The sequence below is a fragment of the Endozoicomonas euniceicola genome (assembly GCF_025562755.1).
Classification (GTDB): Bacteria; Pseudomonadota; Gammaproteobacteria; order Pseudomonadales; family Endozoicomonadaceae; genus Endozoicomonas_A; species Endozoicomonas_A euniceicola.
Genome location: NZ_CP103300.1, coordinates 5,888,400 through 5,903,423 on the forward strand (window position 1 = coordinate 5,888,400; position 15,024 = coordinate 5,903,423).

The window sequence follows — 15,024 nt, forward strand, 5'->3', positions numbered from 1 at the left end:
TTATCAGTTTCCTGAATAAGTAATTAAAAAATTTTTTTATATAACTATATTTAAAAGACTATAACCGTATACCGTTACAACGGATGTTGCTTCGTTTGTTGAGATAAGCTAGCTTGAATGGATCAAACGTTATCGGGAGCAGAAATATGGCGAGTGATAAGACAATGAAAGACAGTACGGTAGATGCCATTGCGGCAGTTGCCATAATCGCAGTCATCGTAGTGACCGCTGTGTTCTGGGTCAGCCATCAATAACCTGACTCACTCAGTACGATTTTTACGATAACCACCAGCACTGCAATAAACAACAGAGTCCCTATAATACCGGCAATAACGAAGTCCGCCGGTCTTCCTTTTTGAAAGTCCCTGTCCTGATTTTTTCTGCTCTGTACTCCAAAGGCTGAGGCAAATGCGCTTTGCAGGATGGCTCTGATGCCTGTTCCTTTTGATGCTGTTTTTTTAGTCATGAATTAAAAACCTGGCTTGATCAGAATGTAAATGACCACAACGGCGACCATACTGCCAGATAATTCATCAACATTCTCGTCTGATCGATAATTCATAGACATAAAAAAGGCAGTAACCTGTAAAAACAAACTACTGCCTGTTGCTGTTAAGAGTCATCACTCAGTAGCAATTATTATTCATTTGATAGGTTTCTGTTGTCGTACCGACGGCAGGCGTCATGAAACATCCGCCATGAACGGGTATTTGATAACGGCTATTCTCCAGATTGAATCTGGAGTTTTCCTGTTCGTTATCTTTGCCCCTGAGCAGGTCAACCTGATGACTCAAATTATACAGTGACCCTGAAATTCTCTCAGCTGCCAGGTCGGCAACTAATTCACTGGACACAATAGTAAATGGAATAACATGAGACATCACAATCTGAACGCCCTCAATCACTAGATTAAGGTGCGCCCCATTCCTTGAATTCAACTCAAAGGCTTTATCAGGGTAAGCGAGGTTTTTTGAGTAAAATGCGGTAAACGATAGAGTGCCGCCTGTTAATTTCAATAAATCTCTGGTTATAGGTTCGTCTGAAAGTGATCCTGCTGCTTTCATGATGGCTCCGGTTGTGTGCATTCCACCCGCTTCAGCTATGTTCTCGACAAAGACACCAAGAAAGCCGTCTTTTACCCATTTGTCACTGTTCAGCCCCAACCATGAGCCGGCAAGGCTAGTGGCCGAAACCATGAGCATACACAACTCATCCTGCCTGTCCTTACTTATTGTTTGCTCCAGTTCAAGCCGGTTTAATCCGACTTTGCAGGTGTTAATTAATGCGTCGACGGTAACATAAGCCGCTGTCACGGTAGCTGCACGTGGAAACTGTTCATGAACATTGCGTGTAACTTTCTGCGAGGTCGTCATTTTTACGAACTCATCGGCTACAGCATCAGTCACCTGTTTCAGTTGTGCTGTTTTTTCGATCTCCGTTGAAATGCCCATACTTGTTAAGCCTGTAAGAGTCCCCAGGCTTAACAATGCCCCCAGAGTTGCCGCCGATCCACCTTGTGCTAGTGCGGTACTACTGTCTTCGGCAAAACCGGCATTGATCAGTTTCTCTCTGGTCAGGCCGATCATGGCTTTTGTCAATGGTCCGGTAATAGCGACGGACTTGATAAACTTCGATACCGTTTCCGGATAGGTCAGGGCTTTAATTTTTGGAAGGTTGGCATTGAAATAATCTTCCAGGGTCAGGTCAAGGAGCAGCATTGTTAAACCGCCACTCACCCTGCCCGGCACACTGGGCCAGTTGTCCGGATCGGGTGATGTTCCTGTGAGGTGGTCATATGCCCTGGAGAACTCAACACTGGTATCTTGCCCAAGGTTAAATACACTTGAGATTGTCAGGGATACTGAGAACATCTGAAGCATATTAAGGCTGAGCAGATTCGCTGTCTGCAGGAAGCCATGCAGGTACCAGCTGGCCGCTAAAGGAAATGTCTTTTTGGAATACTGGAACCAGGCCTGATTGTTGTAGTAATTGTAATTTTCGTGGTATCTGTTCAGGTAGTATTTTGCTTCTGACAGTTTCAGAGGTTTTATATTTTGACCACTTTGTTTAAAGTCATGTTGATGTCTGAAACTTAAAATACCTGCTTCAGCCATTTCGTCCGGCCCGACACAATTAAAAAGTGTGGGGGTTGATTTTGATGGATCAATATGGGTGCCGAACTGGCATGTCTGTCCGTAGACAGACTGAACACAAAAGAGTAGTGAAATAGCTAGCAGAAAAAGCAGGTACAAAAAAACATAACTGGGATATCGTAAACTATACGGAATTGATCGATTATTCATTGTTTCTATACCGCCTAACTGGTTGATTGTTTTTTGGTTATAAGCGTCCTGACTTTTTTATTCTTTCGAGACGTAAAGATGTAGTATAGAAAAAGTTTTAATACTCTGATGGAGAAATTAATTATCGAATGCAGCAGGCAAAATAAAAACTAATTAAAAACAAATGGTTAGTAAGAAATAAAAATTGCCTGCTAACTCGATAACAGGCTAAATAAGGTTCTTTTCGCTCTGTTTCAGGCTTGCCATGGGACCGGTCAGGATTACAATATCATCCGCTGACATTCGGGTAACCTGACCTGGTTCATAAGTGATTCCGCCTCGTTTGATCCCCATAACCGATACATCGCCTTCAACCGGCAGTTCCGCAGGACGTAACCCTTCACAGGGCGACCCCTTGCAAAGGGTGACAGCATGGCGAACGGGCACATCTTCTGTTTCGCCCTGTATATCAGTAATTCCGGGATAGTAACCACTGAGAATATCGTATTGTTGTTCACGGGCCTGATGAATTTTATGTCGAACAACATCCCGGTCCATGCCCAGCATCAGGAGTACCTGTTTGACGATCAGCAGGCTGGATTCCAGCACCTCAGGCACAACCGCTGTGACCCCGGCCTGTTTCAGTTCATCACATTGCGTGAGATCACGGGTTCGAACAAGAATAGGTAGATTGCGGTACTCTGAGCGAATGGTTTTGACCACAGACAGGGCGTTCTCGGTATTGTCAATGCAGATAATGACCTGTCTGGCACGGTCCAGGCCTCCGGCTTCCAGTAACTCAAGCCTGCGGCAATCTCCATAAAATACCGGCTCCCCGGCCAGACCCGCTTCATGGACATGCAGGGCGTCATCATCAAGCGCCACATAGAGCAGGTTTTCACGGGCCAGAAAACGGCTGATGGTCTGGCCAACACGGCCATAACCGCAGATTAACGTATGCCCTGATATGTGGGCTGTTCGTTCCTTGATATCAACACTGTGCTCAGAGTCCACAGTGGTATCCGCTTCCCTGAAACAGAGTCCCACTATTTTTGAGCTGCTACGAATGAGTAATGGTGCCACCAGCATGGAAAGAATGGTGGCAGACAGTACCAGCGAAGCTTTTTCACCACCGGTTTGCCCATATTGCGTGGCCAGAGCAATCAGCGCGAAACAGAACTCTCCCCCCTGGCACAGAATCAGTCCGGTTTTTAAGGCTGTACGACGATCTTCACCAAAGGTTCTGGCAAGAACGGCAATGACGGACAGCTTGAAAACCAGCAGGGTAGCGGTGGCTGCTAGTATTACTGGCCAGTGTTCCCTGAGAATATTCAGGTCCAGCATCAGGCCAACAGAAACAAAAAACAGTCCCAGCAGAATATCCCTGAAAGGACGGATATCCGCTTCTACCTGATGCTTATAGTTTGAATCACCCAGCATCATGCCAGCGATAAAACCACCTAACGCCATAGACAAACCCAGCATATGTGTCAGCCAGGCTGCCATCAGGGCAATCATCAGCGCGACCAGGACAAACAGTTCATCAGAGCGGGCCCTGGCAATTTCGTTAAAGATAACGGGCAACAGCCATTTTCCGGCAGCCAGCATCATGGCGACAAACAGAGCGCCTTTGGCCAGGGCAATGCTGATGGCTGGCAGAATGGCCTTGCCACCGGTTCCGGCAATGGCGGGCACCATAATCAAAAACAGCACGGCAGCAATATCTTGAAACAGCAATACGCCAATGCTCAGCTGTCCCTGGCGGGCTCGAATTTCATTACTCTGGGTTAACTCTTTAGAAACAATGGCGGTTGATGACAGTGCCAGCGCTGCCGCAATAATCAGGCTTTCCCTGACGGGCACACCGAGCAGAGTAAGAATGCCAAAAATGCCAGAGGCACACAGTAGTACCTGTAAACCACCCAGTCCAAATACTTCCTGCTTCATGGATTTCATACGGCTGATGGAGAATTCCAGGCCCAGGGTGAACAGCAGGAAGACAACCCCGATTTCTGCCAGCAGACTGATATCGAAATCTTCATGAATCAGGCCGGTTGCAGTAGGGCCCAGAACGATGCCAACACTCAGATACCCAAGACTTTCCGGAAGATTAAAGCGATGAAACAATGATATGGCACAAACAGACAGACCTAGTATCATCATTAACTGGTTGAAAAACGTAAAGTCCATGCAGGTGGCATCCCGAAATGTCTATTATTTTTTACAATGAAAATGCGATGTTCGTCACCCATAGGTGACGAACATCGCATTTTCCGCTCATGGCTGCTTTATCGGTATAATTGTACCCTAGTTTGATGAAGATACTGAGGCTGTCGTGTGAAAATACTGCATTTATATACCACTTCCGGTTGTCATTTGTGCGAAGAAGCAGAAAAGTTACTAAAAAGGTTGCAAGCGTCTGAGCGAATTCATTGGCAACCGGTTGAAATCAGTGACAGCGATGAATTGATTGACCGTTATGGTGCTCGAATTCCTGTTGTGAAAGAGCAGGGCAGTGAGCAGGAAATCGGTTGGCCATTCAGTCTTGAGGAGTTGCGCTGCTGGGTGAGAAAAGGTTATTAGTAACTGAAGTTGTAAAAAGCAGCCATATACCAATTAAAAATTAATCAGGGAAGGTATTGCCATGAATCTGGCACAACGCAGTCGATTGATGACCTATGCCACCATCGTTTCAGTGATGACTGCCTTGTTGCTGATTGTTGTCAAGGTCATCGCCTGGACCATGACCGGTTCACTCAGCCTGCTGGCCACAATGGTGGACTCCGTGATGGACGCTGTTGCTTCACTGATCACCCTGGTTGCCGTTCGAATTTCCCTGGCGCCTGCCGACGATGAGCACCGCTTTGGTCATGGCAAAGCAGAATACCTGTCTGTGCTGATGCAGGCGGTTTTTATTTCCGGTTCAGCCATTATCCTCTTTTTGCAGGCCGCCAGGCGGCTGACTTCAGACAGCACACCACTGGTTAATGAGGATATTGGTATTGCGGTCATGGTTATCTCCATTTCTGCCACAACCGCATTACTGATGTTTCAGCGTTACGTTGTCCGGCGTACCGGTTCTACCGCTATTGCTGCCGATGCCATGCACTATAAAGTTGATCTGCTGACTAATACGGCGGTTATTGTTGCCCTGATGACATCAATTTATGGCTATCCTTCCATGGACAGTATCCTGACCATTGCCATTGCCGTTTATATGCTGACAGGCGTTGTACGACTGGTATGGGAAGCTATAAAACACCTGATGGATCACTCCCTGCCGGTGGAGCAGTTACAGGAAATTGAACGTCGCTGTCTGTCTGTGGAAGGCGTGGTCGGTGTGCATGAAATCCGCACTCGTGTCTCCGGGCAGATTCCCTTTATTCAGCTGCATCTTGACCTTGACGGCGAACTGACACTCAGGGAAGCCCACGATATCGGTTATCAGGCAAAACAGTCTGTTCTGGAATGGTTGCCCAACGCCGACATTATTATTCACCTTGATCCAGATTGAAAAACGCTCTGGCTGTGTTGCTGGTTTCTCGTATCACCTGTTCAGGGGTTTTATCCGTATGTTCAGCAATTGTTTTGGCGACCCAGGGCAGGAATGCCGGTTCATTACGGCGATTTTCAGGCTTTTTATCCATGGTTCTTGGCAATAGCCAGGGCGAATCGGTTTCAATCATCATCCGGTTTTGAGGAATATCTTTCAGCAATGGATGCAAATGCGTTCCCCGTCGTTCATCACAGACCCAGCCAGTGATGCCAATGTGCAAATCCAGATCCAGATAACGATACAGCGCCTCTTTGTCCGCAGTAAAACAGTGAACCACCAGTCCGCTGAGCTCATCCCGAACTTCCCGGACAATGTCGTAAAAACGCTGTGATGCATCCCGCTCATGGCAAAAGGCTGGCATATTATGTTGTATAGCCAGCTCCAGCTGGCGTTCAAAAACACTTTCCTGAATCGGGCGGGGAGAAAAGTCACGGTTAAAATCCAGCCCCATTTCTCCGGCCGCCACGACTTTATCTTCCTGAAACAAAGAAGACAGTTCTTTAAAACTACCCTCGGTTGCCTCTTTGGCGCTGTGAGGGTGAATGCCTGCGGTTGAGTAACAGTGGGGGGCAAATTCCCGTGCCAACTGCAATGCCGCTACGGATTCTTCAATGTCGGTGCCGGTGAGAATCAATGTGTTGACACCCACTTCAACGGCGCGTTCAACAACCGTTTCACGGTCACGGTTAAACTGTTTATCGGTCAGGTTAACACCAATATCAATCATCAAACTGGTTTACCAAAGGTTTATAAGTTTCTGTGAGCTAAGAATATTATGGTATTCTGCGGTGGCTACCCAAATCGTGCAAGTAGCCCCTGTACCGGGGTTACCTAAATCGTTCGTACCCATATACAGTAAGGAACAAGCGTGACCTCTGATCAACACCCCCTCTTTGTCACTGAGCTGGCTATTTACCCGATCAAATCGACTCGCAGAGTCCCGGTGCAGCAGGCACGAGTTGTGACTACTGGCTTTGCCCATGATCGGCGCTGGATGCTGGTTGATCCGGAAGGGAAGTTTATTACCCAGCGCCAGCATCCGAAAATGGTTCATATCGTTGCACAACCTGATGATCAGGGCATTATTGTTGATGCGCCTGGCATGAACGAAATACACATTGCGCAACCTTTTTTAGAAGGAGTTTTAGAACAAGTTTTACAACAAGAGTCACGTCATCGCTTCGAAGTGACCGTCTGGAAAGACCAGTGTGGAGCATTAGACGCTGGTGATCAGGCGGCGCAGTGGTTCAGTGAGTATATGGGCTTTAACTGTCGTTTGGTTTTTATGGATGATGGCTGTCAGCGCCCGGTTGACCAGCGTTATGGGCTGACCAGCGACCTGACCAGTTTTTCCGATGGTTTCCCGTTTCTGCTGACTTCCGAAACCTCGCTGGCTGACCTGAACGGGCGGCTTGATCAGCCTGTACCAATGGATCGTTTCCGCGCCAATATTGTTATTAACGGTCTGGAAGCTTTTGCAGAGGATAACTGGCAGCGTATTCGTATAGGTTCGGTGGAATTCAGGGTATCCAAAGCCTGTACCCGCTGTATCATGACCACCGTAGATACCCAAACAGGGATAAAGGGCAAAGAACCTCTGCAGACACTGGCCAGCTATCGCAGAGGGGAGAAGGGCGTACTGTTTGGTATGAACCTTAATCACGACAGTGAAGGTGTTATATCAGTAGGTGATTCGGTAGAGATTCTGGACTGATAATCATGAAACTCTACAGGCTGGATAACCTGTAGAGTTCAGTTTAAAAATCGAAATCCACCCATAGCGGTGCATGATCCGAAGGTTTCTCCATACTGCGGATATCGTAGTCAATGCCGGTGCTCAGGCATTTTTCTATCATGGACGCCGTAGCCAGTATGCCATCAATTCTCAGTCCACGCTTCGGTTCACGCTCGAAGCCCCGGCTGCGGTAGTCAAACCAGCTGTAGAGTTCATCAACGGCTTCTGGTGGAGTCTCCCGGTAGCAGTCCTGCAATCCCCAGCTTAACAGCGTTTGAAACCATTCCCGCTCTTCCGGCAGAAAGCTACATTTACCAGTGCGCAGCCAGCGTTTGGCATTGTCAGCGCCAATGCCTATGTCAGCATCAGTGGGGGAGATGTTGAAGTCCCCCATAACAACCATATTGGAGTCCGGCTTACAGGATGTTTTAAGCGTTGTCATGAGGTCCTGATAAAACTGTTTCTTGGCTGGAAATTTAACAGGGTGCTCCCGGCTTTCACCTTGTGGAAAGTAGCCATTAATCACGGTATAGAGGCTACCGCTGGCCGTTTCATAGTCAGCAATAATCATTCGGCGCTGGGCATCTTCAGCATCAGAAAGATAGCCTTTCTGCACCTGCACAGGTTTCCGTTTGCTCATCAGGCCAACACCATAATGAGTTTTCTGGCCAAAATACTCAATGTGATAACCAAGGGATTCAATGGCTTCGACTGGAAAATCTTCATCGGCGACTTTAATTTCCTGCAGGCCAATCACTTCAGGTTCGTGCTTCTGAATCAGAGCTTCCAGTTGGTGTAGTCGGGCACGAATTCCATTGACATTAAATGTGATGATCTTCATTCCAGTCTGTCTCTTTTTGTGGTCGCTGGAGGGGCATCATACCCAACCCGGCAAAGGGAGGAAACCTGTAGTAATGAGGCCGAGGTTTGTACCAGCTGAAAACTTATGGAGATACTTTTCCCCCTGATCCCCCTGATCCCCCTGATCCCCCTGAATTTATATTAATGCTGTATAATTGGCATGGGCTAACCTCAGTGTCGAAGAGCTTCTCATGTTTAAAACCGGCAGCACCTATAGTTTATCCAGTTTCAGATCCAGCTTCACCAGAGCCAGATCAGGCTCACAAGGCTCCAGCAGCTACCAGATAAGTCGGAGGCACTATAACCAGCTAGCGGCTGCCAGACTTCATGGGCTTGAGATTGAAAAACACGCAGGCGTAGGGATTTCATTGGTATGGATAAAATTTAATTTAGACTTTGGAAATGAAGCAAGCGTATTGTCAGCTATAAACTCCTTACTTGCTGTAGAACAAGCCAGTGAAATCGATGAAGAAGTTATTCAACGCATTAACCCAACCTTTGGGCTGAATAATCCGAGAGCTCCTGCTCCCTGTTATAATATCGATATATTATTTGCCTGCATCAATAGGTCATGTACCACGCGAGCGATTGGTTTTTACTTTAACCGGCCCGATATAAATGGCTTGATAGGAATAAACAACATAATCAGTCTTGTACAAAAAAATTATGACTTTATAGGGATTTTACTCCGGGTGGGTCCAATCTCGGCAACCTCAGGCGCAATAGCTGTTTGTAAAAAAGGCGAGCTATTTAAGTTTTTTACCCATCAATCTGGTGAATCATTAGTTAGCTTGGATTCGTTAGGTGATTACTTTGAAAAATTATCTAAAAAAACGGCGATGATGAATTATAAGCATGTTTGCTTATTTGAGGTTAACTCCTTAAGTCCGAAAGTTTTTAGCAGGAATAGAGCTTCTGGCACGAGTGATACTTATTTATGACTGGTTCTTATTGGTTTCTACGCAATATAGATAACACCTGTCGTTTGGTATCATTACTGCCTCATCGATGAGGCAGTAATGAATAATGTTGACGGACGCAAAATCTCGGATCAGGTCAGGGAACAAATACGATTTGAGGCCATTAAATACTGGCATGCAGGCATGAGCCCTTCCAGTACAGCCAAGTCAGAGAGTCATTGCGGCAGACGGAGGCTATCAAGGGGCTCACTCCTGTGGTGTATGCCTGCAGGCAGTGTTATGTATAATGCTCAAAGATCAATAAACGTCACTGGCATTATATTAGCAGCGCTACCCATACAATTCCTTTATAGTGGCCATTCGTCAATATTGTATAATAAACATAAACCGGATCACGAATTGAGGTACCTCCTATGTTAAGATCCAACAGCCGCCTGAGCTTAACCCCCTCTTACGACGGCACAACGAACCCCACACACCATGTAAGCCGGAGACGTTTCAACCAGCTTGAGGCTGCCAGAAAGCATGGACTTCGTTTGGAAAAACATGCAGGGATTGGGATTGCGTTGATATGGATAAAATATAATATATGGTTTAAAAAAAGAGGAGATTGCTTATGGTCAGCGATGAAGTCCGTTGTTGCTTTGCAGCAAGCCAATGAAATTGATGCCGAAATTATTCAACGCATTAACCCGGTCTTCGGGCTGGACGATTGGAGAAGGCCTGCTCCTACCTACAATATCGATATATTATTTGCATGTATCAATAAGTCATGTACTACGCATGCGCTTGGTTTTCACCTTAACTTGCCGAAAACAAGCAACTTGGTAACCATAGAAAACGTATCCAGCCTTTTGCAAAATGATTCTGATTTTATGGGAGTTATACTCAGATTGGGTTCACTCTCCGCAACCGCTGGTACAATCGCTGTTTATAAAAAGAGGGGGGTGTTTAGGTTTTTTACCCACCAATTTGGTTTCTCCGAAGTCGGTCCAGCTGCATTGATAGAATTTTTTGGAAATTTATCTAAAACAGCAGGGTTTATGAATTATAAGCACGCATGTTTTTTTGAAGTAGTACCCTTCACCCCAGACTTCTTCCGCAGGACCAGTTCTTCCAATAGAGATGGTGCTAGTGCTAGTGCTAGTGCTTACGTTTGATTGCTCTTGTCTCTTGCAGTGGAGCTACAGACTTATGAACCTGTGAGAAATTAAAAAATACTACTAATGGCAGCTTGTCGCAGGGGATGAAGTCGAGTAGTGTCACTGCTTACAAATAACAAAAATGTAGTTACAGGGATCGTAATCACCATCATGTTAAATGCAAAACTTCCTGGTAAATCCTGGCTGGCAGCGGTTTCGACAGCCATTGTCTTGGGGGGGTATCTGCTGACGGCTGATATTACCAATATCAATGACCCCAACAAAAATCAGGCACCACCTGACTCCGCCCCAACTTCAAGTACTGAACCTCGTATTGCTGAAAAGAGCCTGCCAACAGTTAATGCCCGACAGTTTGCTCATGAACAGATTCCAATGACCTTGACGCTATATGGTCGAACCAGGCCTGACCGGATTATTACTGTCAGCTCAGAGCTTGCTGCACGAATTGTTGGTGTAAAGGCTGAACGGGGTTCCCTGATCAGGAAAGGAGAGACTCTGATCAGCCTGCGGGAAGGAAACCTCAGGGCTGAGTTGAAGTCTGCCAGGGCCCAGGTTAAAAAAGCCCGACTGGATCTGGACTCAGCCCTGGCTCTACAAAAGAAAAAACTGATTGCCGATAACCAGTTGCCCCAGCTGGAGCTGGCCGTGGCTGAAGCTGAGTCCCGCTTGCAGAGCTTGCAGATTGACCTGAATAACACCCGTATAGAAGCACCGGTCGATGGTATTCTGCATCATCGTATGGTGGAACTGGGTGATTTTATTGATCGTGGTAACCCGGTTGCCGAAATTCTTGATCTGGACCCGCTGATTGTGTCCGTTGATGTCACTCAGGAATTTATAGAGTCTTTGACTTCTGGTGATAAAGCAGAGATCAGGCTGCTGGGGGAACGGTCAGCCGTAGCAACCGTTCGATATATATCACGCAAGGCCAATGATGCAACGCGTACTTTTAATGTGGAACTGGCTATAGATAACCCTGATATGAAACTGCCTGCCGGTCTTAGCGTTGAAGCTGATCTGGTAATGGGGCAGGTCAGGGCGGTTGAACTCAGCCCGGCATTACTAAGCCTGAATGAGAGTGGGACACCCGGCATCAAGTGGGTCGACCGAAATAATATTGTGCAGTTTACGCCTGCCGAGATCGTAAAAACCGGCAGCAACAGTCTCTGGCTCAGCGGCATTCCAACCAATGCCCGCATCATTACCCGTGGACAGGGTTTTGTAAAAGAAGGAAGTCCTGTGGCAGTAGTAGCTGCCAGTGACGCCAACCTGGTCGCCGGGGAGTAACAATATGCACGGAATGATCAAAGGCTTACTGTCTCGTAGCCGAACGGTATTAATGATGTTTGTGCTGTTATTGTCCCTGGGAACTCTGACTTATATAACAATTCCTAAAGAAGCCGCGCCAGATGTCCCAATTCCAGTCGTCCATGTTTCCGTCCATTATGAAGGGATTTCCCCGGAAGACTCTGAACGACTGTTGGTGTTGCCACTTGAAAAGGAATTACGGGGCATTGCCGGTATAAAGGAAATCACTTCAACAGCTTCCCAGTCTCATGCTTCTATTACGGTGGAATTTATTGCCGGACTGGATATCAGCAAAGTGATGGCTGATGTCAGGGATAAGGTCAATCAGGCCAAGAGCAAACTGCCGGAAGGCAGTGACGAGCCGCTGGTAAAACAGATCACCCTAGCCAGCCTGGAACCGGTTATCACCGTTATCCTTTCTGGCAATATGCCGGAAAGAGCCCTGATCCAGATCGCCAGAAAGGTTCGTGATGTGCTTGAAGGACGCAAAGAGATTCTTGAAGTCACCATTGGTGGAGACCGGGAAGATGTTATTGATGTCGTTATTGATCCGCTTAAACTGGAAAGCTACGGCCTCGTACCCGCCGATGTTGTGAACCTTGTGGCCAGCAATAATAAACTGGTGGCTGCGGGTAATGTTGATAATGGTAATGGTCGTTTTGCAGTTAAGGTGCCCGCTGTCTATAAAACCCCCGCAGATATTCTGGCACAACCGGTTAAGGTAGATGGCGATAAAGTGATAACCTTTGCGGACGTTGCCACGGTACGCAGCACATTTAAAGATGGTGGCAGTTACGCCAGTATGAATGGCGAGCCCAGTGTCTCCCTCGAAGTAAAAAAACGACCAAGGGAGAATATCATCCAGACCATCGATATCACCAAGGCCATCGTTGCTGAAGTGCAAAAACAGACACCGAGCAACCTGCAGGTGGACTACAGCAACGATCAGTCAAAAGACATACGGCAGATGTTGCTCGACCTGCAAAATAATGTTTTGTCAGCGGTCATCCTGGTGGTGATTGTGATTCTCGGGGCATTAGGATTACGCAGTTCGGTTCTGGTAGGGCTGGCGATTCCCGGAGCCTTTCTGACGGGCATATTGATGATCGCAACCTTTGGCCTGACCATCAATATGGTTGTGCTGTTTGCCTTGATCATGTCTGTTGGCATGCTGGTTGATGGTGCTATTGTGGTGACTGAGTTTGCCGACCGGAAAATGAGTGAAGGCCTGTCCCGCAAAGAGGCCTATTTGCAGGCTTCACTGCGCATGTCATGGCCTATCACTGCTTCAACCGCTACCACATTAGCAGCATTTTTCCCCCTGATGTTCTGGCCGGGTATGATGGGCGAGTTCATGATGTACCTGCCACTGACATTAATAGCCACACTGTCGGCTTCACTGGTGATGGCTCTGATCTTTATTCCTACCATCGGTACGTTGATTGGTAAGCCAAGAATATTATCACCGGCAGAGGCCGTTAACGTTCACGCCTCAGAAGCAGGGGAGTTAACGGCAATGGTCGGGCTATCAGGGCGTTACACCCGAATGCTTGCCAAAGCTCTCAATCATCCCGGAAAAATAGTCTTGTCCGGTTTTCTGCTGGTGTGTGGTGTTTACTGGGCCTTCGCTAAAATTGGCAATGGCGTTGAATTCTTTCCCAGTGTAGAAACCAACTATGCCAGGGTCAGCATACTGGCTAACTCCAGCAATTACTCCATTGATGAAAAACACGAGATTATTCAACAGGCAGAAGAGCGTCTTGTGAGTATTCCTGCTATCCAGTCTGTCTATGCCAAAACCGGTGACAAGCGGACAATAGGCACACTGTCGCTAACACTGGTTGACTGGCAGTACCGGAAACCTGCTCCGGAAGTAATGGCACAGATAAAAGAACAGCTGTCTGTTTTCTCTGGGCTCGATATCCTTGTTAACCGACAAAAAGACGGCCCGCCTGCAGGCGTACCATTAAGCCTCAACATTTTTTCTGAAAACCTTGCACAGCTTAATGACAGCCTGAGAACGGTAGAGCGAGTTCTGAGAAATCATCCGAAGGTCGTGAATATCGAACACAATGGTTCAACCCCCGGTTATGAGTGGCAGATGAATATTGACCGAACCCGGGCAGCAAGATTTGGTGCCGATGTTACGACGACAGGCAGTATGATCCAGATGGTAACGTCCGGACTGACGGTTGGCAGCTATCGCCCGGATAACAGTAATGAAGAAGTCGATATTCGAATACGCTTTCCTGAACAGGACAGGCATCTTGAGAGCATTGACAGACTAAGACTGATGACGGCGGCAGGACTGGTGCCGATCAGCCATTTTACCGAACGCACCATTACCAGCCAGCTGGATAATATTAACCACACCGACGGTCTGCGCAGCGTCAACATTGGTGGTGATCTGCTTGAAGGAGAACAGTTGGGCAAAATCTTGCCGGAACTGTTCGCTGAAATAGAGGCAGCCGGTTTACCCGCTGGCGTCACCGTTGAAATTAAAGGTGAACAGGCCGATCAGCAGGAAAGCCAGACTTTCCTGATCAAGGCATTTGCAGTGGCTCTGTTTGTTATGGCAATGATTCTGGTCAGTCAGTTCAACAGCTTTTACCAGGCCTTTTTGATTATGTCTGCCGTCGTGCTGTCAACTGGCGGGGTTTTTATTGGGTTGCTGGTGACAGGGCAGCCCTTTGGTATTGTGATGAGTGGCATTGGTGTTATCTCACTGGCCGGTATCATCGTCAACAATAATATTGTACTGATTGATACCTACAACACCCTCAGGGCAAGAGGGATGGACGCCACACAGGCAGTGTTGCGCACTGGTGCCCAGCGTCTAAGACCCGTCCTTCTGACAACGGTCACAACCATACTCGGCTTACTGCCCATGGTGCTGTCTACAAATATTGACCTGTTTGCCCATAAAATTGATATCGGCGCACCATCAACACAGATGTGGAACCAGCTGTCAGTCGCCATTGCCAGTGGATTGTCATTTGCAACGGTGCTGACTCTCTTTATTACACCATGTCTGCTGGTAATGGCTGGCAGGAGGGAGGATCGCAGAGCCTCTTGAAAAACTGGGAGCAGGGTCGCAGTGAGCCTAATGGCCAGGCCATTACCCTGCTGAGACTGGTGCAACGCCACCCGGAGACTCTTGAGTATATTGCCGGGCTTTAAACAGGTACTGCAATCCTAT

14 protein-coding genes are annotated in these 15,024 nt (G+C 47.3%); 8 read left to right on the top strand and 6 right to left on the bottom strand.

The genetic code is table 11. The annotated features are described in order from the left end of the window. Nucleotides 1-122: 122 nt before the first annotated feature. The 4 genes from NX720_RS23915 to NX720_RS23930 form a co-directional block, all read right to left on the bottom strand. On the bottom strand, nucleotides 123-248 hold the full coding sequence (locus NX720_RS23915) for a hypothetical protein (RefSeq protein WP_262598039.1): 126 nt from the start codon (nucleotides 246-248) through the stop codon (nucleotides 123-125). After that, the gene (locus NX720_RS23920; RefSeq protein WP_262598041.1) at nucleotides 248-466 is read right to left on the bottom strand and encodes a DUF2970 domain-containing protein; all 219 of its coding nucleotides are present in this window, start codon (nucleotides 464-466) and stop codon (nucleotides 248-250) included. Before NX720_RS23920 ends, NX720_RS23915 begins: the two co-directional genes overlap by 1 nt. 160 nt (nucleotides 467-626) lie before the next feature. Continuing rightward, nucleotides 627-2,114, bottom strand: a complete 1,488-nt coding sequence (locus tag NX720_RS23925) for a hypothetical protein (RefSeq protein WP_262598043.1) — start codon at nucleotides 2,112-2,114, stop codon at nucleotides 627-629. 396 nt (nucleotides 2,115-2,510) lie between these two features. Next, the gene (locus NX720_RS23930) at nucleotides 2,511-4,472 is read right to left on the bottom strand and encodes a monovalent cation:proton antiporter family protein (protein ID WP_262598044.1); all 1,962 of its coding nucleotides are present in this window, start codon (nucleotides 4,470-4,472) and stop codon (nucleotides 2,511-2,513) included. A 147-nt stretch (nucleotides 4,473-4,619) separates the two neighbouring features. On the opposite strand from NX720_RS23930, the gene NX720_RS23935 reads away from it, so the two are divergent. Both NX720_RS23935 and NX720_RS23940 read left to right on the top strand, forming a co-directional pair. Beyond that, nucleotides 4,620-4,865 carry a glutaredoxin family protein gene (locus NX720_RS23935; protein ID WP_262598045.1) on the top strand — a complete coding sequence of 82 codons (246 nt, stop codon included), beginning with the start codon at nucleotides 4,620-4,622 and terminating at the stop codon, nucleotides 4,863-4,865. Between the two features lie 61 nt (nucleotides 4,866-4,926). Then, nucleotides 4,927-5,796: a cation diffusion facilitator family transporter gene (locus tag NX720_RS23940; RefSeq protein WP_262598047.1), complete on the top strand. Its 870-nt coding sequence runs from the start codon at nucleotides 4,927-4,929 to the stop codon at nucleotides 5,794-5,796. On the opposite strand, the gene NX720_RS23945 is transcribed toward NX720_RS23940, so the two are convergent. Beyond that, entirely contained in the window at nucleotides 5,774-6,565 is a 792-nt protein-coding gene (locus tag NX720_RS23945) for a TatD family hydrolase (RefSeq protein WP_262598048.1), read from the bottom strand. The two genes, NX720_RS23940 and NX720_RS23945, sit on opposite strands and share 23 nt — an antisense overlap. A gap of 141 nt (nucleotides 6,566-6,706) precedes the next feature. Between NX720_RS23945 and NX720_RS23950 the strand changes: the two genes are divergently transcribed. Further along, nucleotides 6,707-7,552 (top strand): MOSC domain-containing protein, encoded by an 846-nt coding sequence (locus tag NX720_RS23950; protein ID WP_262598049.1) that lies wholly within the window; start codon nucleotides 6,707-6,709, stop codon nucleotides 7,550-7,552. A gap of 43 nt (nucleotides 7,553-7,595) precedes the next feature. On the opposite strand, the gene xthA is transcribed toward NX720_RS23950, so the two are convergent. Next, nucleotides 7,596-8,414 (bottom strand): exodeoxyribonuclease III, encoded by an 819-nt coding sequence (gene xthA / locus NX720_RS23955; protein ID WP_262598050.1) that lies wholly within the window; start codon nucleotides 8,412-8,414, stop codon nucleotides 7,596-7,598. Between the two features lie 211 nt (nucleotides 8,415-8,625). Between xthA and NX720_RS23960 the strand changes: the two genes are divergently transcribed. The 5 genes from NX720_RS23960 (at nucleotide 8,626) to NX720_RS27365 (ending at nucleotide 15,005) form a co-directional block, all read left to right on the top strand. Then, a complete protein-coding gene (locus NX720_RS23960; RefSeq protein ID WP_262598052.1) occupies nucleotides 8,626-9,375 on the top strand; it encodes a hypothetical protein in 750 nt (249 codons plus the stop codon). Nucleotides 9,376-9,767: 392 nt separating this feature from the next. Further along, nucleotides 9,768-10,514, top strand: a complete 747-nt coding sequence (locus NX720_RS23965; protein WP_262598053.1) for a hypothetical protein — start codon at nucleotides 9,768-9,770, stop codon at nucleotides 10,512-10,514. A gap of 153 nt (nucleotides 10,515-10,667) precedes the next feature. Further along, nucleotides 10,668-11,804: an efflux RND transporter periplasmic adaptor subunit gene (locus tag NX720_RS23970; protein ID WP_262598054.1), complete on the top strand. Its 1,137-nt coding sequence runs from the start codon at nucleotides 10,668-10,670 to the stop codon at nucleotides 11,802-11,804. A 4-nt stretch (nucleotides 11,805-11,808) separates the two neighbouring features. Then, the gene (locus tag NX720_RS23975) at nucleotides 11,809-14,901 is read left to right on the top strand and encodes an efflux RND transporter permease subunit (RefSeq protein ID WP_262598055.1); all 3,093 of its coding nucleotides are present in this window, start codon (nucleotides 11,809-11,811) and stop codon (nucleotides 14,899-14,901) included. Next, entirely contained in the window at nucleotides 14,898-15,005 is a 108-nt protein-coding gene (locus NX720_RS27365; protein ID WP_404831029.1) for a helix-turn-helix domain-containing protein, read from the top strand. The genes NX720_RS23975 and NX720_RS27365 overlap by 4 nt, the downstream gene beginning before the upstream one ends. The last annotated feature ends 19 nt before the right edge of the window (nucleotides 15,006-15,024 follow it).

What these genes read in the sequence shown, in the direction of transcription:
- NX720_RS23915 (WP_262598039.1), bottom strand. Translation starts at nt 248, where the DNA reads ATGGCTGACCCAGAACACAGCGGTCACTACGATGACTGCGATTATGGC.
- NX720_RS23920 (WP_262598041.1), bottom strand. Translation starts at nt 466, where the DNA reads ATGACTAAAAAAACAGCATCAAAAGGAACAGGCATCAGAGCCATCCTG.
- NX720_RS23925 (WP_262598043.1), bottom strand. Translation starts at nt 2,114, where the DNA reads ATGGCTGAAGCAGGTATTTTAAGTTTCAGACATCAACATGACTTTAAA.
- NX720_RS23930 (WP_262598044.1), bottom strand. Translation starts at nt 4,472, where the DNA reads ATGGACTTTACGTTTTTCAACCAGTTAATGATGATACTAGGTCTGTCT.
- NX720_RS23940 (WP_262598047.1), top strand. Translation starts at nt 4,927, where the DNA reads ATGAATCTGGCACAACGCAGTCGATTGATGACCTATGCCACCATCGTT.
- NX720_RS23945 (WP_262598048.1), bottom strand. Translation starts at nt 6,565, where the DNA reads ATGATTGATATTGGTGTTAACCTGACCGATAAACAGTTTAACCGTGAC.
- xthA (WP_262598050.1), bottom strand. Translation starts at nt 8,414, where the DNA reads ATGAAGATCATCACATTTAATGTCAATGGAATTCGTGCCCGACTACAC.
- NX720_RS23960 (WP_262598052.1), top strand. Translation starts at nt 8,626, where the DNA reads ATGTTTAAAACCGGCAGCACCTATAGTTTATCCAGTTTCAGATCCAGC.
- NX720_RS23965 (WP_262598053.1), top strand. Translation starts at nt 9,768, where the DNA reads ATGTTAAGATCCAACAGCCGCCTGAGCTTAACCCCCTCTTACGACGGC.
- NX720_RS23970 (WP_262598054.1), top strand. Translation starts at nt 10,668, where the DNA reads ATGTTAAATGCAAAACTTCCTGGTAAATCCTGGCTGGCAGCGGTTTCG.
- NX720_RS23975 (WP_262598055.1), top strand. Translation starts at nt 11,809, where the DNA reads ATGCACGGAATGATCAAAGGCTTACTGTCTCGTAGCCGAACGGTATTA.